This window comes from Pseudomonas sp. GM41(2012), assembly GCF_000282315.2.
Taxonomy (GTDB): domain Bacteria; phylum Pseudomonadota; class Gammaproteobacteria; order Pseudomonadales; family Pseudomonadaceae; genus Aquipseudomonas.
In genome coordinates this window covers 144935-165911 of sequence record NZ_AKJN02000005.1, presented here as the reverse complement: position 1 = coordinate 165911, position 20977 = coordinate 144935, and the positions used below count along the sequence as shown (strand labels likewise).

Sequence of the window (20977 nt, the reverse complement as noted above, 5' to 3'; positions counted from 1 at the left end):
GGGCAAGCCATGCTCCCACAGGGATGGGTGGTGTTTGCGAGGTCAGTGGCGGCGTTTGAGGGTGTCCGACGGCAGTTCGCCAAACTGTTTGCGGTAGCTGTCGGAGAAACGGCCCAAGTGTAAGAAGCCATAATCCATCGCCACTTCCGTGACATTACGCACGTTGCACGTCGGGTCGCTCAGGCAGGCGTTGATGCGCTCAAGGCGTTTTTGCCGGATGTAGTTTTTCGGTGTGGTGCCGGCGTTGCGTTCGAACAATCCGTACAACGAGCGCAGACTCATCCGCGCCTGGCGCGCCAGTTCTTCGCTGTCGATGTCCTGTTTGAGGTGGCCCGCGATGTAATCGGCAATCACCTCGAACGTGGCCGTCTGTGAGCCAAGACTGATCCGGCTGACGTTGGTCTTCATCAGGCTGAGCATCTTGCTGACGATGATCTGAGCGTAGTGCTCCTGCACCCTGGGAATCTGCTCGGTGGCCTCGGCTTCCTGGCAAATCATCGCCAGCAGACCGACAAAGCCTTCCAGTTCATTGAGTTGATATCGGTTTTCCAGAAACCGCACGCCCTGCCCCGGATACCGCCAGCGCTGCTCATCGCACACGGATTCCAGCAACGAGGTGGGGACTTTCAGAATGAATTTTTCGCAATCGTCGGAGTACGTCAGGTCCACCGGATCATCGGGATTGATCAGCAGCAACTCGCCGGGTGCGAAGTAGTGTTCCTGGCCATGACCGCGCCACAGGCAGTTTCCGCGCAGCAACACTTGCAGGTGATAGATGCTTTCCAGCGCACCGGAAGTAACCCGCACGCTGCCGCCATAGCTGATGCGGCACAAATCGAGGCTGGCAAACTTGCGGTGATTGAGGCTGGCCAGCGGTCGCCCGGCCCGGGGCATCAAAATGCAATGGTTACCGACATGCTGATTGACGTAGCCCGACACCGCGTAAGGGTCGGCATGGTCGAATACGGTGCTGCGCTGACTCAACAGTTGCGCTTGCATCATCGGGTCACTCTCATTGTTGTTATAGGTTGCGTCGGGCCAATCCAGGGCAATGATCGAAACGCCGAAGACCACGAGATAAACGGTCGGTTATCTCGTGGCCCGGTTCCGTTGTTCGAGGATATCAGTCCTCCAGTGCGCGGACCCGCTCGTGGCGTTGCTGCTCGTCGGGTTGCGCGGAGGTCTGCAAGGTGAAATCGAAGTCGATTTCGGCAAAACGACCGCTGACACCGTGCGCCGCTGCGCGCTGTGGATCGTCGCTGAAGGTGATTTTGGCAATCAGCTCGTCACGGGTGGCATACGCGAAGTCGTCGTGCAGGTATTGATCGCCATCGAGGTTGATCTGGGTGGTCAGGTGACGATGATCCGGCGCGGAGATGAAGAAGTGAATGTGCGCCGGCCGTTGACCATGACGGCCCAGTTGATCGAGCAGTTGCTGGGTCGGACCGTCCGGCGGGCAGCCATAGCCCGACGGCACGATGCTGCGGAAGCGATAACGCCCCTCGGCATCGGTGACGATACGACGACGCAGGTTGAACTCCGACTGGGTGGTATCGAAATAGGAGTAAGTGCCGCCGGTGTTGGCGTGCCAGACATCCACTACTGCACCGGCCAATGGTTCGCCGGCGGTGTTCTTGACCTGGCCCTGCATGAACAGCACCACACCCGGATCGACGCCGTCATCGAGTCGCGCTTCGCCTTCCGACAGCGGCGCACCCGCCACGTACAGAGGGCCTTCGATGGTCCGCGGTGTGCCGCCGGCCTTGCCGGCCTGTTCATCTTCGGCGTCCATCAGCAGGTCGAGGTAATGCTCCAGACCGAGCCCGGCCACCACCAACCCGGCCTCTTGACGCGCACCCAGCACGTTGAGGTAGTTGACGGCTTTCCAGAACTCTTCCGGGGTCACGGCCAGGTCTTCGATGATGTTCACCGAATCACGCAGGATGCGGTAGACCAGGGCCTTGACCCGCGGGTCGCCGGCGTCGTTGAGCAGGCCGCTGGCCTCTTCGAGAAACTTTTGGACACTGGCAGTGTGGGAAATCTTGACGTTCATTTTGGTGGGTTCCTCATCTTGTAATTATTAGCGTAGCGAACTGAACAGGCTGGGTTCAGCGGTCATCCTCGCGAATGGAAGAAGGATGCCGGCACATCGCCTCGACCTCGATCGCCATGTACGGAAACAGCGGCAATTGCATGAGCAGGTCGTGCAGCTCCTGCACGCTGTCGACGTCGAAAACGCTGTAATTGGCATAGTGCCCGGCGATGCGCCACAGGTGACGCCACTTGCCTTGCTCTTGCAGGCGCTGGGCCAAAGCTTTTTCGTCAGCCTTCAATTGGGCGGCTGCTTGCGGATTCATATCGACCGGCAGGTTCACGGTCATTTTTACGTGGAACAGCATAATGCTCTCCTCAGGCTTGATGAATGGCAGTAGAGGTTTTGTCTCGACGGAAGAACGCCAGACGTTCTTCATCGAGGTTCAGGCCCAGCCCCGGTGTTTTCGGCACGTGCAACTCAAAATCGCGATAGACCAGCGGCTCGCTGAGAATGTCTTCAGTCAGCAGCAACGGGCCGAACAGCTCGGTGTCCCACGCCAGTTTGTTCAGCGTGACAAAGGCATGGGCCGAGGCCAGGGTGCCGATGCCACCTTCGAGCATAGTGCCGCCATACAGGCCGATACCGGCCGCTTCGGCTATGGCGGCGGTTCGCAACACGGCGCGCGGGCCGCCGTTCTTGGCGATTTTCAGGGCGAACACCGAGGCCGCGCCTTCACGGGCCAGGTTGAACGCATCCTCCACGCATTCGATGGATTCGTCGGCCATGATTGGCGCCGGGCTCATGGCGTTCAGGCGCGCCATGCCGGCCCGGTTGTTGCGCGAGATCGGCTGTTCGATCAGGTCGATGCCGTTGGTTCCCAGGATCCGGCAGGCGCGCAACGCGACCGCTTCATCCCAGGCCTGATTGACATCGACCCGCACGCTGGCGCGATCGCCCAAGGCTTTCTTGATTGCAATAACGTGAGCCAGGTCGCGGTTGACTTCGCCGGCACCGATTTTCAGTTTGAAGATCCGGTGGCGGCGCAGGTCGAGCATTTTTTCCGCTTCGGCGATGTCCTTGCCGGTGTCGCCACTGGCCAGGGTCCACGCCACTGGCAGGGCATCGCGAACGCGGCCTCCCAGCAACTCGCTGACCGGCAGCCCAAGGCGTTTTCCCTGAGCGTCGAGCAAGGCGGTTTCGATACCTGATTTAGCGAACGTGTTGCCCCGGATGCTGCGCTCCAGGCGCAACATCGCGGCATTCACGTTGGCGCTGTCCTGGCCCAGCAGCAGCGGCGCGAAGTGTTTGTCGATGTTGGTCTTGATGCTGTCAGGGCTTTCGTTGCCATAGGCCAGGCCACCGATGGTGGTGGATTCGCCAACACCTTCAATGCCGTCGGCACAGCGCACGCGAATGATCACCAGGGTCTGGTTCTGCATGGTGTGCATCGCCAGCTTGTGCGGGCGGATGGTCGGCAGATCGACGATGATCGTCTCGATCGATTCAATGGCTGTTGCAAGCATGTCGATACCTGTCAGGTTCTTAAAGTTCTGGAACCGATTCTGGTACGGCTTTTTTCGGGAAGCCAATATAGAATTGGTCTGACTTGATACCTTTAAGGTATGCAACCGACTTGCGACTGGAGGCCCCATGGAACTGCGTCACCTGCGGTATTTTCAGGTATTGGCTCAAACCCTCAATTTCACCCGTGCCGCTGAACTGCTGCACATCGCCCAGCCGCCACTGAGCCGGCAGATGCAGCAACTGGAGGATGAACTCGGGGTGTTGTTGCTGGAACGCGGGCGGCCGCTGAAGCTGACCGATGCCGGGCGGTTTTTCCATGAGCACTCCACCGCCCTGCTCGAGCAACTGAGCAAGGTGTGCGACAACACGCGGCGGATCGGTCTGGGCGAAAAGACCTGGCTGGGCATCGGTTTCGCCCCGTCGACGCTCTACGGCGTGCTGCCGGAACTGATTCGCCGTTTGCGCAGCGGCGAGCCCCTGGAGCTTGAACTGGGGCTCTCGGAAATGACCACGCTGCAACAAGTGCAGGCGCTCAAGGCCGGGCGCATCGATATCGGTTTCGGCCGAATCCGCATCGACGACCCGGCGATCATCCAGACTGTATTGACCGAAGACCGACTGGTCGCCGCCCTGCCCGCCGGTCACCCATTACTGGCCGGGCCGATCAGCCTTCGCGAATTGGCGAAAGAACCCTTCGTGCTGTACCCCGGCAACCCACGCCCCAGCTACGCCGACCATGTGATCGCGTTGTTCGAATCCTATGGCGTGAGCATTCATGTGGCGCAATGGACCAACGAGCTGCAAACAGCCATCGGTCTGGTGGGAGCGGGAATCGGCGTCACCCTGGTGCCGGCCTCGGTGCAGTTGCTGCACCGCGACGACATTGGTTTCACGCCGCTGCTGGAGGACAACGCGACCTCGCCGATCATTCTCAGCAGGCGCGTGGGCGACGTATCGCCGGGATTGAATCATTGCTTGCAGATGATTGATGAACTGCAGCCGCGGGCCTAGCCGGCAAACGCCCGACGACCGGCGCGCATCTCAATGCGCAACTCGCCAATCAGATTGGAGACATCACGAACGGTAGTCAGCCGTTCGGGTGATACACCGGTAATCAACAGATCAATGCGCCCGGCGGCGGGTTCGTAGACCTTGATCCGTAACGTTCCGTCGGGATTCACCGTGCAGGCACAGGAAAGCGGTTGAAAACCGGACTCAACAATGCGGCAAAGCTCAGGAACTGAAACCATGACTGACGCCTCCGTGGCAGGAAATCGGATCCAACTTGCTCAGCATAGATGGGCTTTTCAAATCCTGCGCCTGCCAAAGCTCAAAATAAGTGTTAGCTGTTTCTCACTTTGGCGACCTTTCAGTGAGAATCCCCACCCCAGATCCAATTCCAGAGCCCCGGTAACTCAACCGGCTGTGAACTGTCGCGAACGGTACGCACCATGGCGGCCCGTTGCAGCGCTGCCGTGTCGTCGTAAAACGGCTTTTCTGCGGTTTTCACACCGGTAGCCTGTGCACTGTCGAGGAGGATTTGCAGGTATTCACGAGTATGCCGGGTGGTGTAGCGATTGACATCGGTTTCACTGCGCTTTTGGAAGAGAACGCGACCTCGCCGATTACTCTCAGCAGGCGCGTGGGTGACGTATCGCCGGGGTTGAATCATTGCTTGCAGATGATTGATGAGTTACTTCCGCGAGCGGAATAAAGCGATCCCGGGCGAGCACTGAAGGCTCCCCCCGGATCATGGCGCTGCAACTCAGACGAAGTCGGACTGCGTCAAAGTGGCAACCCCGGTGAGCTTGATGGCGAAATCTGCGTCAGCTCCGATGTTGGTCGTCCCATACAGCACACCATCGGTCAGTTTCAATTGCCCGGCATCCGTAAAGGCCGTATTGCTGTCGAGCAGTTGGAAGGTGCCCAACCCCGTCAGATCAATATGATCGGTACCCGATGTGAAATCGGTGACGACGTCCCAGTTTGCACTGGTCAGGCCCAACTGGCCCAGATTGGTGAACGTGAACGTGTCGCTACCCAATCCCCCGGTGAACACGTTCTGCGACGTATTGCCCGTCAGCACGTTGTCCAGAGCGTTGCCGAGCAGATTGAGCTTGACGTTAGCTTCGGTATTGCTGAGGTCGAGGTTTTCCAGGTTTGCCCCCAGGGTGATGGTGGCCACGTTGAGACCCGCCACCCCCCCCCAAACCACAACGGTGTCGTTGCCCTCGCTGGCCACTTCGACCAGTTTGTCCTGCAACGCATTCGTGCTGGTCAGATCGACATTGTACTGATCGTTGCCAGCTCCCCCCACCAACGTATCGACGCCCTCCCAGCCATCGAGTTTGTTGTTTCCGCTGTTACCGGTCAGGATGTTGGCCAGCGTGTTGCCGTCAGCATCGATGTCAGCTGTGCCGGTCAGCGTGAGGTTCTCGACGCTGTTCTCATTCAGGTCGTAACTGATGCTGGACAGGACGGTATCCACCCCGGCGCTGTCAACAATTCCGTCACCGATATTGTCGACGATATAGGTGTCGTTACCGGCGCCACCGATCATGAGGTCGGCCCCCGCTCCACCGTCGATACGGTTGTTCGCCGCGTTACCCGTCAAGGTGTTGTTCAGGTCATTACCGGTCAGGTCGAACGCTACGGTGTTGACTAGCGTTGCATACTCCACGTTGGCGCTCAGGTTGTAGGTCCCCCCTGCGGTGGCTATGGCTACCCTGACCAGGTCGGTACCCTCAGCAGCGTTTTCCGTCACGCTGTCGCCCAGGTTGTCGACCGTGTAGATATCGTCACCCAGCCCACCGATCAGGATGTCGCTGCCGATCCCACCATTGAGTGTGTCGTTGCCCGCACCGCCGTTGAGCGTATCGTTGCCGGCACCGCCGTCGAGGGTGTTGTTCGCGCTATTGCCGATCAGTTCGTTGTTCAGCGCGTTACCCGTGAGGTTGAGCAGCGTGGTGCCGGTCAAGCTGGCGTCGAGGTTTTCCAGATTGGCGCCCAGGGTCAGCAAGCTCGAAGACGCCAGTACGGCTCCGCCCTGCAAGCGGACGGTATCGCCCCCCTCGCCGGCGTTCTCGGTCAGGGTATCTTCCAACTGGTTCGTGGCATTCAAATCGACCAGATACAGGTCATCGCCCGTGCCGCCCTTGAGGATGTCGACACCCAGGCCACCGTAAAGCTGGTTGTTGCCGGCGTTGCCGATCAATGTGTTGTTCAGGGCATTGCCCGTAGCATTGATGTTGCCAGTGCCGGTGAGCGTGAGGTTTTCGACGTTGGCGCCCAGCGTGTAGGTCTGGTCCGACTTGACCAGGTCGACCCCGCCGTTCAGGCCTTCGACCACCGTGTCATCCGCATCGACGATGTAGGTGTCGTTGCCGGCCAGGCCGGTCAGCACGTTGGCGGCACTGTTTTGCGAGCCGTCCAAAATATTGGCCAACGCGTTACCGGTGGCATTGACGGCGGCACTGCCGGTCAGCGTGAGGTTTTCCAGCGTCGCACCCAGGGTGTAGCTCACCGCGGATTCGACCGTGTCGATGCCGGCACTGTCGATGATGGTTTCACCGACGGTATCGACCACATAGGTATCGTTGCCCGCGCCCCCGTTCATGACATCGGCACCGGCGCCGCCGTCGATGCGGTTGGCCGCCGCGTTACCGGTCAGGGTGTTGACCAGTTCGTTGCCGGTCAGGTTGTAGGCCACGGTGTTGGTCAGCGTGGCATTTTCCAGGTTTTCACCCAGGGTGTAGGTGCCGCCCGCCAGGGCGATGGCCACGTTGACGGTGTCGGTCCCGGCGTCTGCATCCTCGGTGACGGTGTCACCGACGTTGTCGACGACGTAGGTGTCGTCACCCAGGCCGCCGATCAAGGTATCGGCGCCAAGTCCCCCATTGAGGGTGTTTTTGCCGGCATTGCCCTGGATGAGGTTGGCCGAAGCGTTGCCAGTGAGGTTCAGCGACAGCGTGCCGGTATCCCGGGCATCGACGTTTTCCAGGTTGGCGTCCAGGACCAGAGTGGTGACCGTGGTGTTAGTAAACGCACTGGCCAGCGTCAGGGTATCGATGCCCTCACCGGCGATCTCGACCACCTTGTCCTCCAGCAGGTTGGTGGCGGTCAGGTCGACGACATACTGGTCATTGCCCTTGCCGCCGATCAGCGTATCCACGCCCCCCACACCGTCGAGTTTATTGTTGCCGTCGTTGCCGGTGATGATGTTGGCCAGTCCATTACCCTTGCCATTGATGTTGCCAGTGCCGGTGAGCGTGAGGTTTTCGACGTTGGCGCCCAGCGTATAGGTCTGGTCCGACTTGACCAGGTCGACCCCGCCGTTCAGGCCTTCGACCACCGTGTCATCCGCATCGACGATGTAGGTGTCGTTGCCGGCCAGGCCGGTCAGCACGTTGGCGGCACTGTTTTGCGAGCCGTCCAAAATATTGGCCAACGCGTTACCGGTACCATTGACGGCGTCACTGCCGGTCAGCGTGAGGTTTTCCAGCGTCGCACCCAGGGTGTAGCTCACCGCGGATTCGACCGTGTCGATGCCGGCACTGTCGATGATGGTTTCACCGACGGTATCGACCACATAGGTATCGTTGCCCGCGCCCCCGTTCATGACATCGGCACCGGCGCCGCCGTCGATGCGGTTGGCCGCCGCGTTACCGGTCAGGGTGTTGACCAGTTCGTTGCCGGTCAGGTTGTAGGCCACGGTGTTGGTCAGCGTGGCATTTTCCAGGTTTTCACCCAGGGTGTAGGTGCCGCCCGCCAGGGCGATGGCCACGTTGACGGTGTCGGTCCCGGCGTCTGCATCCTCGGTGACGGTGTCACCGACGTTGTCGACGACGTAGGTGTCGTCACCCAGGCCGCCGATCAAGGTATCGGCGCCAAGTCCCCCATTGAGGGTGTTTTTGCCGGCATTGCCCTGGATGAGGTTGGCCGAAGCGTTGCCAGTGAGGTTCAGCGACAGCGTGCCGGTATCCCGGGCATCGACGTTTTCCAGGTTGGCGTCCAGGACCAGAGTGGTGACCGTGGTGTTAGTAAACGCACTGGCCAGCGTCAGGGTATCGATGCCCTCACCAGCGATCTCGACCACCTTGTCCTCCAGCAGGTTGGTGGCGGTCAGGTCGACGACATACTGGTCATTGCCCTTGCCGCCGATCAGCGTATCCACGCCCCCCACACCGTCGAGTTTATTGTTGCCGTCGTTACCGGTGATGATGTTGGCCAGCCCATTACCCTTGCCATTGATGTTGCCAGTGCCGGTGAGCGTGAGGTTTTCGACGTTGGCGCCCAGCGTGTAGGTCTGGTCCGACTTGACCAGGTCGACCCCGCCGTTCAGGCCTTCGACCACCGTGTCATCCGCATCGACGATGTAGGTGTCGTTGCCCAGCCCCCCTTGCAAGGTGTCAGCGCCGGCAGCACCGTCCAGCACGTTGGCGGCGGCATTACCGGTCAGCACGTTATTGAGTGAGTTACCGGTGAGGTTGAACGCGACGGTATTGATAAGCGTGGCGTTCTCAAGGTTGTCACCCAAGACGTAGGTGCCGCCGGCCGTCGGGATGGCGACCTTGACGGTATCGGTTCCTTGATCGACCCCTTCGTTGATCACATCGGCGATGCTGTCGACGATATAGGTGTCGTCACCTGCCCCTCCACTCAGAATGTCGGCGCCAGCGCCACCATCCAGGGTATTGGCTGCGTCGTTACCGATGATGTTGTTGGCCAGCGCGTTACCCGTGATATTTATCAGAGAACCACTGTTGCTGTAGCTGGCGTCGGCCTCTTCAAGGTTCGCGGCCATGGTGATGTTGACAGTTCCCAGGCTAGCGTCCCCACCCCAGATCTCGACAAAATCGTAGCCTTCGCCCGCCTTCTCGATAATGACGTCGACCACTTTGTTGTCGTCGGTCAACTCGATGACATAGCCATCGTCACCCACACCGCCCTGATAGGTATCCGCGCCGCCGAAGCCGTCAAAAAAGTTATTGGCGGTGTTACCGATCATCAGGTTATCAAGGGCATTGCCCTTGGCCTTGGCGTTGCCGGTGCCGGTAAACGTCAGGTTTTCAATATTGGTCGCGAGCCGGATAGTGACCGACGACATGACGGTATCGATCCCCCCCGCTGCACCCTCGCCGGTTTCACTGATGACATCGCCCAGATTATCGACGATATAAGTGTCGTTGCCAGCGCCACCATCAAGGGTGTCGGCGCCTGCCCCGCCATCAAGCAGGTCGTTGCCGGCATAGCCCAACAGGGTGTCATTGCCCGAGCTGCCGGTGATGGTGTCATTGCCACTCAAGATAGAGGCATAGGTTGCCTGGGTATCGCCCGGCGTTTGTGCAAACTCGGCCAGCTGCGCCGCACTCTTGGAGATCCCGGTGAGGGTGTAGATGAGGACCCCGTTTTCTCTGTAGGTGCTGCCGGTCACGGTACCGGCGACGACGCCTGGAGAAGGGTATGTGAAGTTACCCGTAAAGACTTGTGTATGAACCCCGTCACTGATGGTCAGCGAGGTACTGGTAGTGTTGGTGACGACCCATTCCCAATCCTGATCCGCCAGAAAACTGAAGCTGTTCGATAAGGTTAAAGCAGCCATGGTTAGTCACCTGATAATCAGCAAAATTCTTTGAATGGGGGGTGCCGAAAAGGCTCTGGCATGACGTGGTGCCGGCACAGAGCCATCACGAGCATAGATGGATCCATAAAAAAGAAACGCCAGAAACGACTAATTCGGTGCTTTCCCGCCGAGCGGTTGGAAAAGGGTGAATCGGGGTCGAAAAAGCGCGTAACGGTGCAAAACCGACGCCAATTAAACGGCTTTCTCAGCTTTTTTCAGCGGAGTCATGGGGGCGATCTTTCAGTGGGAATCCCCATTCCAGATCCAGTTCCAGATCCCCGGCAACTTGACCGGCTCAGCGCCGTCGCGGACGGTACGCGCCATGGCGGCCCGTTGCAGCGCTGCCGTGTCGTCATAAAAAGGTTTGCGGGCTGTTTTCAGACCTGTAGCGCTCGCACTGTCGAGCAGGATTTGCAGGTACTCCCGAGTATGTCGGGCCGTGTAACGATTGAGATCATGGAAGGTCACCACCACCGGAATCACCCCGTCCACCACCGGTAACTCGCCACGGGCGATGCGCTCACGCACTTCGGACATTGTGCGCAAGAAGTGGGCCCGCCGCCGGGGGCTGGCGTTGAAGCCCCAGATCTTGCCGTCATTGGCGCTAAGGTCGGTCAGCAGCACATGCATGCCATGTTGCTGATAGGCCGCGAAGGTGCGCTTGTCGTAGTTCCAGAATGGCGGGCGCACCAGGGTCGGTGGCGCACCAGTGATCGCAGCGATGTCGGCGCTGCCGTTGGTGAGGGACTGTTCCAGTTCTTGCGGATCCAGGGATCGATGATTGGTGTGCCCGGGCGTGGCCGTGTGGAAGCCCAGGATCTGACCTTCGGCCTGTTCGCGGTGCATGACCTGACGCCCTATTTCACTGCCGCCCGCCCGTGAGGCACGGGTCTGCACGAAGAACACCGCTTTGAGGTTCGGTTGCACCGGGTTAGTGGCCAAACTGTCGAGCACCGTCATCGTCGGGTTCCAGAAACTCGATGCGCTGGGACCGTCATCGAAGGTCAGCAGAAAACGGATCGGTGGTTGCGCACTCAGACGCTGTTCGGTTTGCGGCGTCATTTCGATGGGAGAAGCGATGCACCCCACCAGCCCTGCGGCGATGATGAGTGCAGATAGAACCTTGACCAGCCGTTTCATGTTTTGCCCATTTATCCTTCGTCGGCCCCGCAGGTCGCTGCGGGCCGAGGTTGGATAAGGGTACACAGTGTTTGGTTCCAGTGCTGCCCGGCATCGTGGGTTACTGGGCAAACGCCTGCTGAAACGAGCTGTCGATAATCGGCGCAGTCGCCAACGCGGCCGGCAGCGCTTTTACCTTGAACAGGAAGTCCGCGGTGCTTTGCAGATCCTTTGCTGCCTGCGCATCCACCGGGCCAACGGTCATGTGGGCCTGGCGCAACCAATGGCGCGACACGTTCTGGTCAAGGTTGGCTTTCTTCGCCCAGAGATCGGCGTACTCGTCGGTGTGGTTGTCGACCCAGGCCCGGGCCTTTTTCAGGCGCACCAGAAAGTCGGCAATGGCTTCGCGTTTGCTGTCGATCGACGGCGTCGAGGCGGCGATGGCGCTCAGGCCGGGCATCAGGTTCTTGGCGGTGAGGATCGGCCGGGCGCCGGAGAACAGAATCTGCTGGGAGATGTAGGGTTCCCAGACCGGGAACGCGTCAATGCTGCCCTGAGGCAACGCGGCGGCGGCATCGATCGGCATCAGTTTGATGAAGTCGACATAGTCTTCCGGCAGGTCGGCTTTTTCCAGGGCACGCAGGGTCAGTTGCTGGCTCCAGGCACCGGGCCAGTAGGCGACTTTCTTACCCTTCAGATCGGCGATGGTTTTGACCGGCGAATCCTTGGGCACCAGCAAGGCGATGGTGTCGGGGTTCTGCCGCGACACGCCGATCAGTTTCACCGGCGCCTGTTTGGCGGCGAGGAACAGAAAACCCGAATCGCCGAGAAAACCCAGATCCAGCGCGCCGGTATTCAGCGCTTCGGCCAGCGGCGCGGCGGCCTGGAAGTGCTTCCAGTCGACGGTATACGGCGCGTCTTTCAGTACGCCCGACGCCTCCACCGAAGCGCGAACGTTGTAGTAGTTCTGATCACCGACGTGCAGGACGACGGGCTCGGCGGCGTACGCCAGTGGTGCGGCGAATAGTGCGCTGGTTAGTAGACTACGCACGAATCGGGACAGGTTCATCGGAGGCTCCTTGAGGGTTACTGCGATAGACCATAACGCTCTTATAAGAAGCTTTTGAAATTCGATTAATGCATAAGCTCATGACCCACAGCGAACAGTGTTTGCCCGGCAACAGCGACTGAACAGACTGTTTTCCTGTGAACATTTCTTCTGCGCAGCCGGCGCGGGAATGGCTTGACCCACCACCCCCAAAGAACGCGCTGAGCGGATGGCGCTGTTGCAGGGCGAAGTCAGCGAAGTTTTAACGTATCAATACAGACCTATAAGCAGGCATAAGTAACAGTTATATATACCTATTGATCGCTTGAACGTTACACAGGCTGTTTCATACAGGAAACACTCTGCTTTATTTGCGATTTTAATCGGGCAACCGCCTGTCCGACACTTCGGTACATTTAGAATAACTATGGATAGCATGCGCGCCGCATTCCCTTCGGAACCCCACAATTGACCAAAGAGTCAATAAACCAAGGAAATCCCTACAACAACAAGCCTTGCAGAGAATTAAATTGCGCGACGATTTCACAATCAATCAAGTCGATGGTCTGGCGTGTGTTTATCTTTCGAAGACAGAACATTACCCACTCGACTGTTATATCGGGCAATACATAAAGACCCGCAACCTGCATTCAATTGCCACTATCGGCAACCTCCTTCGCTCAACCCTCGAACGCTATCCGGGTAAACCTCCGGTCATGGTCAACGAGCTGAACGCCTGGATCGACAATACCTTGGGTTATCGGGCCTCCCACCCCGATTTTCTGCTGGAAGACGTTTGAGTTGATGGACCGGGTTCATTCAGCCAAAGAACTGAACGAACCCGACATCGAGCCACTCTCAATAACTGAGCTTCGGTCCAAGGAGGAATATATGAGCAAACTCGTTCCCTATGCTGTGCACTATATGTTCGACGGCGTTCGTCAGCACTTTTTCAAACTGGCTGAACAGTTTTCCGATGTCGAGGCGATACATTCGGCTTCCGCCCATGCTTATCCTGACTCCGGTCGTCAAATCGCCGCACACGCCAACCTCGAAACTGCGCGCATCAAGGCGCAGCAATTGGGTATTACGCACATTCGCTGGAATGAAGCGATCTGATTTAAAAAATCGCCCAATGAAAAAGCCCCGCTTTGATAGCGGGGCTTTGTTGTATGTGCAGCGCGGTCAAGGTTTCAGCGGACGTTCCTGGTCGCGATCTGACAGCTCTTTACCGTCGTCGGGGTGCTTCCAGTCCGGCGTCGAACGCCGTTGCCGCTCAATCTCTTCTTCCGTGGGTTCATCATCCACATCTTCATCCGGGTACGGACGCTTTGGATCATTAGCCATGCTCACCTCTCTTCCTGTAGGGGTCCCCTTTAAGCGTAGAACAATTTCGACGGGAACGACTTAGAGCCACCAACGCAGCAAAAAGAAGAACCCCATGCTCAACAACATGCTGAGCAAGGTATTGCGGGTGTAAAGCACCAGCCCCACCGCCACCAGCGAACTGATCAGGTACGGGTTATCCCACTGCAGATTCAGCTGCTTGTCCGGCATGAACACGATCGGCCCACAGATCGCCGTCAGCATGCCCGGCACCGCAAACCCCAGGAACTGCCGCGCATTGCTGCTCAAGCGCACGGGCAGCCGCGGTTCCAGAAACACATAGCGGTTGAAGAACACCAATAGCCCCATGCCGAAAATCACCGCCCAGACCATCATGTGCGTCCACCGTAGAATTTGTTGCAGATAAAGCCTGCGGTCATGCCCGCCAACCCCGACAGCACCAGCGCCGAGCCCCATTGCCAGTAGCTGAACAGCACCGAGCAGAACAACGACACCGCCACGCACACCACGGTCGGCACGTTCCGCACCACCGGGGTGATCAGGGCGATAAACGTCGCCGCAATGGAGAAGTCCAGTCCCAGATGTTCCAGCCCCGGAATGCTGCTGCCCAGCACGATGCCGGCCAGGGTGAAGAGGTTCCAGGCGATGTAGAACGTCAGGCCGACGCCCAACGCGTACCAGCGGTTGAACTGTTGTTTGTCATGCGCACTGGTCAGGGCGAACAGCTCGTCGGTGAGCAAAAAGCCCAACCCGACACGCCAGCGCCCCGGCAACGGCGAAATCACCGAACGCATGCTCATCCCGTAGAGCAAATGCTGGGAGGTCAGCAGCAGTGTGGTCAGCAGAATCGAAAAGATCCCGGCACCGCCCTTGAGCATGCCGATCGCCACCAGTTGCGCGGCCCCGGCGAATACGATGCTCGACAACCCCTGGCCTTGCAGGGGCGTGAGATTGGCCTCGATGGCCATGGAACCGGCCAGAAGTCCCCAGGGCGCGGTGGCCAGGGACAACGGCATGATCGCCGCAGCGCCGCGAAGAAAGGCACTGCGCGGCATGAGTGAATTGGACATAACGCTCTACAACCAGGGAAAGACCTCAGACTGTGCCAGCAGTCGCGGCCGCTGGCTTGAACAATCTTGCGCACTTGTTCCGCGAACTTGTTCCATTCATCGGCTGCACGCTTGATCCCCCCCAGTAAATTTCCTCGTCGTGCCCGCAGCGCTGAACAGCAAACAATCGATAGAGCGTCAGCAACCCGGCCGAGTACCATGGAGCCATTCGCATAACGCGTCAGGGAGTCGACATGCTTTACCGAATCGCCGCCGACGGGCTGGTCCTGTTCCACCTGTTGTTCATTCTGTTCGTGCTGTTCGGCGGGCTGCTGGTGCTCAAATGGCGCCCCCTGATCTGGTGGCACCTGCCTGCGGCTGTGTGGGGCGTGTCGGTGGAAGTCTTCCACCTGAACTGCCCGCTGACGCAGTGGGAAAACCTCATGCGCGACGCAGCCGGGCAAACCGGTTACAGCGGCGGTTTCATCGAACATTACGTATGGCCGGTCATTTACCCGGCAGGCCTGACACCGGCGATTCAGCTGGGACTGGGCAGCGTGGTGCTGGCGATCAACGTGCTGGTCTACCTTCGGTTGATCAGGTTGTGGAAGTTACGTCGGGCAACCTGACACCAAAAGATCGCAGCCTGCGGCAGCTCCTACGGGAAACGCATATCGCAGAGTAGGAGCTGCCGCAGGTTCGGGCTGCGTTCAGACGATCTTTTGATCTTGTTCGTTCAAGGACTCCGCCCATGTTATCGATTGACGATCTCACCTTGCTGGAAGCCATCCGCGAAACCGGCAGCCTGTCCCGGGCCGCTGCTCACTTGGGCAAGGCGCCCTCGACGGTGTCCTACGCGGCGCGGCAACTGGAGGAACGCTTTGACGCGTTGCTGTTCGACCGTCGTCGCTACCGCTTGCAGCTGACCCCGGCGGGTGAGTTGCTGGTGAACGAGGCGGCGCGACTGATGCAAGACGTCTCGCGGCTGACCCAGCGGGTGCAGCAAGTGGCCAATGGCTGGGAGAGCCGGCTATGGATCGTCACCGATGAGTTGCTCGAATTCGAAGCGTTGATCCCGGTGATTCACGAGTTCGATGCGCTGGAGTCCGGCGTGCCGTTGCGCATCACTCAGGAAGTCCTGAAAGGTGTTTGGGAAGCCCTGCGTGAAGGCCGTGCGGACTTGATCATCGGCGCCACCAACGAACCACCGGCGATCCCCTCCTTGCGCTGGATGCAACTGGGGGAAATGGAATGGGTGTTCGCGGTTTCACCCAGGCACCCACTGGCCAAGGCCCAAGAGCCGATTTCACGCGCCATGGTTGCGCAACACCGGGCGATTGTCGTAGCCGATTCGTCCCGGGTTACCGAGGGCAGCACTTACGGCGTCTCCGGCGGCCAACCGGTGCTCGCCGTGCCGACCATGCGCGCCAAGATCCTCGCCCAGTGCGACGGGTTGGGCGTGGGTTGGTTACCGAAGCATCGAGTCGGCTCGTTACTGAAAAACGGCACGCTGGTTGAAAAACAGATGGCCGACCCGCGCGAGCCAAACATATTGTATGCCGGCTGGCGTGGCGATCATGACGGCCGCGCCTTGGGCTGGTGGCTGGAAAAACTCAAGCAATCGTACCTGTCTACCAAACTGGTTCAAGGCAGTGACCGGTTTGTTTGAATTCAGTTGGCAATGACGCTCATGTTCCGGCCACTGGCCTTGGCCACGTAGAGCGCCTTGTCGGCGGCCCCCACCAGGTCGTTGGGCTGGGCTTGTGACGCCGGATTGTAAGCGGCGACCCCCAGGCTGACCGTCACCGTGCCTTCAGCACCTTCACTGTGCAGGATGCCGGCCAGCTGAACCGCGCGACGGATTTTTTCCGCCACCAGAAATGCTCCCACGTAGTCGGTCCCCGGCAGTACCACCGCAAACTCTTCGCCGCCATAGCGGGCAGCCAGGTCGCCAGGGCGCTTGATGTTGTCCCTGATGATCGTGCTGATGTTGCGTAAACACTCATCGCCGGCCACATGGCCGTAAAGATCATTGAAGCTCTTGAAGTGATCGACATCGATCATCAGCAGCGCAAGGTGAGTCTGGTTGCGTCTGGCGCGGCCCATTTCGGCGAGGATGAACAGATCGAACTGACGCCGGTTGGACAGCCCGGTCAGTGCGTCCTCCAGCGCCAGCAACTCAAGACTGCGGTTGACCTCGATGAGCTTTTCCTGCGCATCCAGCAATACGCCCTGCACGTGGTTTTGCTGCTTCATGAGGCGAATGAGGCGATAACCGAGGACGCCCAGAAACCCCAGGAATAACGAGACGATCCCGGCACTCAGCAGTACCTCCTTACGCCAGGCGGCCAGGACTTCATCTTTATTCAGCGCGGCAAAGATGATCAGCGGATAACCGTCGACCCTGCGAAAACCGACCACCCGCTCGACCCCATCCACATAGGAGGGAACCGTTGCCGTGCCTGAATTGCCCTTGGGCAACAGTTGCGTAAACAGCGGCCCCTTGGCGACGCTGGTACCGATTTCAGTTTCTTTGAACGGCCGGCGCACGACGATGGTGGCGTCGTCGGCGATCAGGTTGATCACGCCGTTATGACCCATGTCGATGCTGTCGTAGAGCCCGAGGAAATGGCTGAGATAAATCGTTGCCAACGCCACACCGGCAAACCGGCCATCCGGATGATTGACGCGACGGGACACCGTCATGATCCATTCACCGCTCGAACGGCTCTTGATCGAAGGGCCGATGTGGGGACCGCGGTCGGGATGATCGCGATGGAAAATGAAATATTCACGATCGGCGTTGTTGGCATCGGGCACCACGGCGCCGTTGGAATTGGCAACCCAGCGCCCTTCTTCGTCATAGACAAACAAGCCATGGAGCTGGCTCAACTCACTGCGCTGGGCCTTGAGCAACCGCTCCAGCCGGGGTACCCGGGACTGGTCGATGCCGTCGTTTTCAAGACGATCCACCAGGGTCAACAGCAACGTATCGGCTTGCTTGATCGACGCCTGCGCTTGCGAGGCCAGGGTCTGGGCAAGGTTGGACATCGCCACTTCTTTGTCGTGCAGATGGTACTGGCGCGAGTTCCAGGCTTCCCAAATCACGATAGCCGTCATGGACAGGCACACCGCGACCAGCAGAATCACCGCTGAGCGAACCTTGAGTGTGGCCCCGGTTTGCTCGGGGACCCAAGGCACGCCATGGCGGGATTGTTCAATTCGATTGTTAACGGACGGATGACCCATGACGCTCCCTGAATATTGATCACAGGGCGAATCTTCCCGTTCGCCCTTTTTTTGACCCCTGACGGGTATGAGCCGCCTGGTGCCAGGCGACTATGCCTCATCAAACACCCGATAGGTTGATCTACGCGAGAAGTATTCGCACGGCTGTCTCGACAAACGGCGTAATGCTGTTCACTTGGGGGTGTTGGGGGGCATATCCGTTTCTGCGGTGATGGCGGCTGGCGGTTTCGCTTTTACAGCGACTCCCTTGGAAAAGCCCCAAGTAACCAAGGGCTCTTGCCCCTCCATTCGGTGCCTCGCCTAGGCTCGGCATGCCCTCACTCCGGCATTGCTCCGGGGGCCCGCCGCCATCGGCCATCCATGGCCGGGGGCGGCTACCGCGGCATCCTTGCCGCGGTGCCCCCTGCGCAACGCCTGCGTTCGGCCTCTGGGAAAGGGGCAAGCAGATCAAGATCAAAAGCCAGAGCCAGAGCCAGAGCCAGAGCCAGAGCCTGGCGCGGTACCTGTGGGAGCGAGCCTGCTCGCGAAAAACGTCCGGACACCGCGTTCATTCAGACAGCACGCGTTATCGTTCACGTCTTTCGCGAGCAGGCTCGCTCCCACAGGGGAATGCGTACGCTTGAAGAGACAGGCCGGCCGGTAGGCCGCCTCGCGGTGCTTTTGCGGTACTCGCCCCCTCGAGAGGCTTCGTTCCGGTTCTGCGCAGTGGGCCCACGGAGCAGGACCGGAGCGAGGGCAACCCCCTAAGCAGCCGTGACCGCAAAAACGGATATACACACAAAAAACAAGCTACTTGAGGCTTCCCGCCAAAAACTGCTGCAACCGCTCGCTATCAGGCTTATCCAGAACAGTAGACGGTGCCCCTTGCTCTTCAACCCGGCCCTGATGCAAAAACATCACATGGTTCGACACCTGCCGGGCAAACGCCATTTCATGGGTGACCACCACCATCGTCCGCCCCTCTTCGGCCAACTGCTGCATGACCTTGAGCACCTCGCCCACCAGCTCGGGGTCAAGCGCAGAGGTCGGTTCGTCGAACAGCATCACTTGCGGTTCCATGGCCAGCGCGCGCGCAATGGCCACGCGCTGTTGCTGGCCGCCGGACAGCTGGACCGGATACTGCGTCTCGACCTTTGCCGGCAAACCCACCTTGGCGAGGTAGTGCCGCGCCCGTTCCAGAGCCTGCGCCCGGCTGACACCCAGCACGCTCATCGGGCACTCGATGATGTTTTCCAGCACCGTCATGTGGCTCCACAGATTGAAGTGCTGGAACACCATCGACAGCTTGCTGCGCATGACCTGCAACTGCGCGGGGTCAACCGCACACAAATCCCCCCTCGAATTCTTGCGGGTGAGCAGCTCTTCGGCATTGACGATGATGCGCCCGGCGGACGGTTGTTCGAGATGGTTGATACAGCGCAGGAAGGTACTTTTCCCCGACCCCGAGGAGCCGATGATGCTGATCACGTCACCCGCCCTGGCCTTGAGTGAGACACCCTTCAATACCTCATGGCTGCCGTAGTTCTTATGCACATTTTCAACGATCAATTTATACATTCGAGCATGTCCAGTTAGGGGTCAGTGCGTCCGCGGTTTGAGGTAGCCGAGCCAATGCAGTTCGCCGCGACGAAACAGCCAGATCAGGAAAAACGCGCTGCCGGCATACAGCACCCCGGCGATCCCGAACGCGGCAAAGGATGCATAAGTCGCCGAGTTGACGTCCCGGGCAATCTTCAGCAAATCGGGGACCGTGGCGGTAAATGCCACCGAGGTGGAATGCAGCATCAGAATCACTTCATTGCTGAAAAACGGCAGGGCCCGACGCAACGCCGACGGCAGGATGATCCGGCGATAGAGGGTGAACCGGCTCATGCCGTAGGCGCTGGCAGCCTCGATTTCGCCATGGGGAGTCGCCCGGATGGAACCGGCGAAAATCTCGGTCATGTAGGCGCAGGTATTGAGCGCGAACGCCAGCACCGTGCAGTTGAACCCGTCACGGAAAAACGCGTTGAGAAAGTCCTGGGAACGAACCACGTGCAAGCTGTACACCCCGGTGTAGAAAAACAGCAGCTGGATGTACAACGGGGTGCCGCGAAACACGTAGGTGTAGCACCAGACAGGCAGACGGATCAGCGGGTTGCGGCTGACGCGGGCAATCGACAACGGCACCGCGAGCAGGAAGCCCGTCACCACCGAAAGAATCAGCAGCCACAAGGTCACCGCCAACCCGGAAAAGTGTGGCCCGTCACTCCACAGATACGCCTGCCAGTAGTTTTCGAGAATGCCGGTCATAGCGCAGCCTTCCTGACACCCACCGAATAGCGGTGCTCAAGCCACATCAAGACAACGTTGGACACCGTGGTGATGGCGAGGTAGATCAGGCCGCCGACCAGCGTGAAATAGAAGAACTGCATCGAGCCCTTACCCGCATCCTGCGTGGCTTTGATGACATCGGTCAGGCCGATGATCGATACCAGCGCGGTCGACTTGATCAACACTTGCCAGTTATTGCCAATGCCCGGCAGTGCGTGACGGAGCATTTGCGGGAACAGGATTTTGCGAAAGGTTTTGCCACGGGTCATGCCGTAGGCCCTTGCCGCTTCGATCTGGCCAGCCGGGACCGCCTGGAAGGCGCCGCGAAACGTCTCGGTAAAGTAAGCCCCGTAAATGAAGGCCAGGGTGATGACGCCGGCCAGAAACGGGTCAATGTCGATCTGAGCGATGCCCAGCCAATCGGTCATTCGGTTGAGCAGCATTTGCAGGCTGAAGAACAGCAACAGCATGATCACCAGGTCCGGCATGCTGCGAATCACCGTCGTATAACCGGTGGCCAGCGTTCGCAACAAACGGTTGGAGGACAACTTGGAACTGGCGCCGAGCAGCCCGGCCAGGACCGCGATCAACAATGACCACAACGCCAGTTTGATAGTGGCCAGGGTGCCCAGCAGAATCTGCGGGCCAAAGCCTTCCAGAAGCATTTCACT

20 protein-coding genes and 2 pseudogenes are annotated in these 20977 nt (G+C 59.2%); 6 read left to right on the top strand and 16 right to left on the bottom strand.

Features of this window, described 5'->3' with window-relative positions:
* Positions 1-42 precede the first annotated feature (42 nt).
* From PMI27_RS26000 to PMI27_RS26015, 4 genes are all read right to left on the bottom strand, one after another.
* Entirely contained in the window at positions 43-1002 is a 960-nt protein-coding gene (locus tag PMI27_RS26000; RefSeq protein ID WP_008154547.1) for an AraC family transcriptional regulator, read from the bottom strand.
* 121 nt (positions 1003-1123) lie between these two features.
* A complete protein-coding gene (catA, locus tag PMI27_RS26005) occupies positions 1124-2053 on the bottom strand; it encodes a catechol 1,2-dioxygenase (RefSeq protein ID WP_008154545.1) in 930 nt (309 codons plus the stop codon).
* A 55-nt stretch (positions 2054-2108) separates the two neighbouring features.
* The gene (catC, locus tag PMI27_RS26010; protein ID WP_008154543.1) at positions 2109-2399 is read right to left on the bottom strand and encodes a muconolactone Delta-isomerase; all 291 of its coding nucleotides are present in this window, start codon (positions 2397-2399) and stop codon (positions 2109-2111) included.
* A gap of 10 nt (positions 2400-2409) precedes the next feature.
* On the bottom strand, positions 2410-3558 hold the full coding sequence (locus PMI27_RS26015) for a muconate cycloisomerase family protein (protein ID WP_008154541.1): 1149 nt from the start codon (positions 3556-3558) through the stop codon (positions 2410-2412).
* A gap of 127 nt (positions 3559-3685) precedes the next feature.
* Here PMI27_RS26015 and PMI27_RS26020 point away from each other — a divergent pair, with 127 nt between their 5' ends.
* Positions 3686-4570: a LysR family transcriptional regulator gene (locus tag PMI27_RS26020; RefSeq protein WP_008154539.1), complete on the top strand. Its 885-nt coding sequence runs from the start codon at positions 3686-3688 to the stop codon at positions 4568-4570.
* Here PMI27_RS26020 and PMI27_RS26025 read toward each other — a convergent pair.
* Both PMI27_RS26025 and PMI27_RS26030 read right to left on the bottom strand, forming a co-directional pair.
* A complete protein-coding gene (locus PMI27_RS26025) occupies positions 4567-4809 on the bottom strand; it encodes a DUF1652 domain-containing protein (RefSeq protein WP_008154537.1) in 243 nt (80 codons plus the stop codon). The two genes, PMI27_RS26020 and PMI27_RS26025, sit on opposite strands and share 4 nt — an antisense overlap.
* Positions 4810-4928: 119 nt before the next feature.
* Positions 4929-5144, bottom strand: a pseudogene (locus PMI27_RS26030) (polysaccharide deacetylase family protein); the annotation flags it as partial.
* Here PMI27_RS26030 and PMI27_RS31995 point away from each other — a divergent pair.
* Positions 5139-5273: pseudogene (locus PMI27_RS31995) on the top strand (LysR family transcriptional regulator); the annotation flags it as partial. The pseudogenes PMI27_RS26030 and PMI27_RS31995 overlap by 6 nt on opposite strands.
* A 51-nt stretch (positions 5274-5324) precedes the next feature.
* Here PMI27_RS31995 and PMI27_RS26035 read toward each other — a convergent pair.
* The 3 genes from PMI27_RS26035 to PMI27_RS26045 form a co-directional block, all read right to left on the bottom strand.
* Positions 5325-10160, bottom strand: coding sequence for a beta strand repeat-containing protein (locus tag PMI27_RS26035; protein ID WP_024164520.1), 4836 nt, complete (start codon positions 10158-10160; stop codon positions 5325-5327).
* A 261-nt stretch (positions 10161-10421) separates the two neighbouring features.
* Positions 10422-11321 (bottom strand): polysaccharide deacetylase family protein, encoded by a 900-nt coding sequence (locus tag PMI27_RS26040; protein ID WP_008157324.1) that lies wholly within the window; start codon positions 11319-11321, stop codon positions 10422-10424.
* 100 nt (positions 11322-11421) lie between these two features.
* Positions 11422-12369: an ABC transporter substrate-binding protein gene (locus PMI27_RS26045; RefSeq protein ID WP_008157325.1), complete on the bottom strand. Its 948-nt coding sequence runs from the start codon at positions 12367-12369 to the stop codon at positions 11422-11424.
* A 509-nt stretch (positions 12370-12878) separates the two neighbouring features.
* Here PMI27_RS26045 and PMI27_RS26050 point away from each other — a divergent pair.
* Both PMI27_RS26050 and PMI27_RS26055 read left to right on the top strand, forming a co-directional pair.
* A complete protein-coding gene (locus PMI27_RS26050) occupies positions 12879-13148 on the top strand; it encodes a hypothetical protein (RefSeq protein WP_008157327.1) in 270 nt (89 codons plus the stop codon).
* A gap of 91 nt (positions 13149-13239) precedes the next feature.
* A complete protein-coding gene (locus PMI27_RS26055; RefSeq protein WP_008157329.1) occupies positions 13240-13467 on the top strand; it encodes a DUF6555 family protein in 228 nt (75 codons plus the stop codon).
* A 66-nt stretch (positions 13468-13533) separates the two neighbouring features.
* Here the strand turns inward: PMI27_RS26055 and PMI27_RS31830 are convergent, their stop codons facing one another.
* The 3 genes from PMI27_RS31830 to PMI27_RS26065 are packed head-to-tail and all read right to left on the bottom strand — an operon-like array spanning position 13534 to position 14765.
* A complete protein-coding gene (locus PMI27_RS31830) occupies positions 13534-13695 on the bottom strand; it encodes a hypothetical protein (RefSeq protein ID WP_008157331.1) in 162 nt (53 codons plus the stop codon).
* A 60-nt stretch (positions 13696-13755) separates the two neighbouring features.
* Positions 13756-14067 (bottom strand): AzlD domain-containing protein, encoded by a 312-nt coding sequence (locus tag PMI27_RS26060; protein WP_177327847.1) that lies wholly within the window; start codon positions 14065-14067, stop codon positions 13756-13758.
* A complete protein-coding gene (locus PMI27_RS26065) occupies positions 14067-14765 on the bottom strand; it encodes an AzlC family ABC transporter permease (RefSeq protein WP_008157336.1) in 699 nt (232 codons plus the stop codon). The genes PMI27_RS26060 and PMI27_RS26065 overlap by 1 nt, the downstream gene beginning before the upstream one ends.
* A gap of 233 nt (positions 14766-14998) precedes the next feature.
* Here PMI27_RS26065 and PMI27_RS26070 point away from each other — a divergent pair, with 233 nt between their 5' ends.
* The gene (locus tag PMI27_RS26070) at positions 14999-15373 is read left to right on the top strand and encodes a DUF2784 domain-containing protein (protein WP_008157337.1); all 375 of its coding nucleotides are present in this window, start codon (positions 14999-15001) and stop codon (positions 15371-15373) included.
* 122 nt (positions 15374-15495) lie between these two features.
* Positions 15496-16413 (top strand): LysR family transcriptional regulator, encoded by a 918-nt coding sequence (locus PMI27_RS26075; RefSeq protein WP_008157339.1) that lies wholly within the window; start codon positions 15496-15498, stop codon positions 16411-16413.
* 2 nt (positions 16414-16415) lie between these two features.
* Here the strand turns inward: PMI27_RS26075 and PMI27_RS26080 are convergent, their stop codons facing one another.
* The 4 genes from PMI27_RS26080 to PMI27_RS26095 form a co-directional block, all read right to left on the bottom strand.
* Positions 16416-17993, bottom strand: a complete 1578-nt coding sequence (locus PMI27_RS26080) for a sensor domain-containing diguanylate cyclase (RefSeq protein ID WP_008157340.1) — start codon at positions 17991-17993, stop codon at positions 16416-16418.
* A gap of 789 nt (positions 17994-18782) precedes the next feature.
* Positions 18783-19550, bottom strand: a complete 768-nt coding sequence (locus PMI27_RS26085; RefSeq protein ID WP_008151742.1) for an ABC transporter ATP-binding protein — start codon at positions 19548-19550, stop codon at positions 18783-18785.
* A gap of 21 nt (positions 19551-19571) precedes the next feature.
* Entirely contained in the window at positions 19572-20285 is a 714-nt protein-coding gene (locus tag PMI27_RS26090; protein WP_008151739.1) for an ABC transporter permease, read from the bottom strand.
* Positions 20282-20971 carry an ABC transporter permease gene (locus PMI27_RS26095; protein ID WP_008151738.1) on the bottom strand — a complete coding sequence of 230 codons (690 nt, stop codon included), beginning with the start codon at positions 20969-20971 and terminating at the stop codon, positions 20282-20284. Before PMI27_RS26095 ends, PMI27_RS26090 begins: the two co-directional genes overlap by 4 nt.
* Positions 20972-20977: the final 6 nt, after the last annotated feature.

What these genes read in the sequence shown, in the direction of transcription:
- PMI27_RS26045 (WP_008157325.1), bottom strand. Translation starts at nt 12,369, where the DNA reads ATGAACCTGTCCCGATTCGTGCGTAGTCTACTAACCAGCGCACTATTC.
- PMI27_RS26025 (WP_008154537.1), bottom strand. Translation starts at nt 4,809, where the DNA reads ATGGTTTCAGTTCCTGAGCTTTGCCGCATTGTTGAGTCCGGTTTTCAA.
- PMI27_RS26015 (WP_008154541.1), bottom strand. Translation starts at nt 3,558, where the DNA reads ATGCTTGCAACAGCCATTGAATCGATCGAGACGATCATCGTCGATCTG.
- catC (WP_008154543.1), bottom strand. Translation starts at nt 2,399, where the DNA reads ATGCTGTTCCACGTAAAAATGACCGTGAACCTGCCGGTCGATATGAAT.
- PMI27_RS26035 (WP_024164520.1), bottom strand. Translation starts at nt 10,160, where the DNA reads ATGGCTGCTTTAACCTTATCGAACAGCTTCAGTTTTCTGGCGGATCAG.
- PMI27_RS26090 (WP_008151739.1), bottom strand. Translation starts at nt 20,285, where the DNA reads ATGACCGGCATTCTCGAAAACTACTGGCAGGCGTATCTGTGGAGTGAC.
- PMI27_RS31830 (WP_008157331.1), bottom strand. Translation starts at nt 13,695, where the DNA reads ATGGCTAATGATCCAAAGCGTCCGTACCCGGATGAAGATGTGGATGAT.
- PMI27_RS26075 (WP_008157339.1), top strand. Translation starts at nt 15,496, where the DNA reads ATGTTATCGATTGACGATCTCACCTTGCTGGAAGCCATCCGCGAAACC.
- PMI27_RS26095 (WP_008151738.1), bottom strand. Translation starts at nt 20,971, where the DNA reads ATGCTTCTGGAAGGCTTTGGCCCGCAGATTCTGCTGGGCACCCTGGCC.
- PMI27_RS26040 (WP_008157324.1), bottom strand. Translation starts at nt 11,321, where the DNA reads ATGAAACGGCTGGTCAAGGTTCTATCTGCACTCATCATCGCCGCAGGG.
- PMI27_RS26060 (WP_177327847.1), bottom strand. Translation starts at nt 14,067, where the DNA reads ATGGTCTGGGCGGTGATTTTCGGCATGGGGCTATTGGTGTTCTTCAAC.
- PMI27_RS26000 (WP_008154547.1), bottom strand. Translation starts at nt 1,002, where the DNA reads ATGATGCAAGCGCAACTGTTGAGTCAGCGCAGCACCGTATTCGACCAT.
- PMI27_RS26055 (WP_008157329.1), top strand. Translation starts at nt 13,240, where the DNA reads ATGAGCAAACTCGTTCCCTATGCTGTGCACTATATGTTCGACGGCGTT.
- PMI27_RS26080 (WP_008157340.1), bottom strand. Translation starts at nt 17,993, where the DNA reads ATGGGTCATCCGTCCGTTAACAATCGAATTGAACAATCCCGCCATGGC.
- PMI27_RS26070 (WP_008157337.1), top strand. Translation starts at nt 14,999, where the DNA reads ATGCTTTACCGAATCGCCGCCGACGGGCTGGTCCTGTTCCACCTGTTG.
- catA (WP_008154545.1), bottom strand. Translation starts at nt 2,053, where the DNA reads ATGAACGTCAAGATTTCCCACACTGCCAGTGTCCAAAAGTTTCTCGAA.
- PMI27_RS26085 (WP_008151742.1), bottom strand. Translation starts at nt 19,550, where the DNA reads ATGTATAAATTGATCGTTGAAAATGTGCATAAGAACTACGGCAGCCAT.
- PMI27_RS26020 (WP_008154539.1), top strand. Translation starts at nt 3,686, where the DNA reads ATGGAACTGCGTCACCTGCGGTATTTTCAGGTATTGGCTCAAACCCTC.
- PMI27_RS26065 (WP_008157336.1), bottom strand. Translation starts at nt 14,765, where the DNA reads ATGTCCAATTCACTCATGCCGCGCAGTGCCTTTCTTCGCGGCGCTGCG.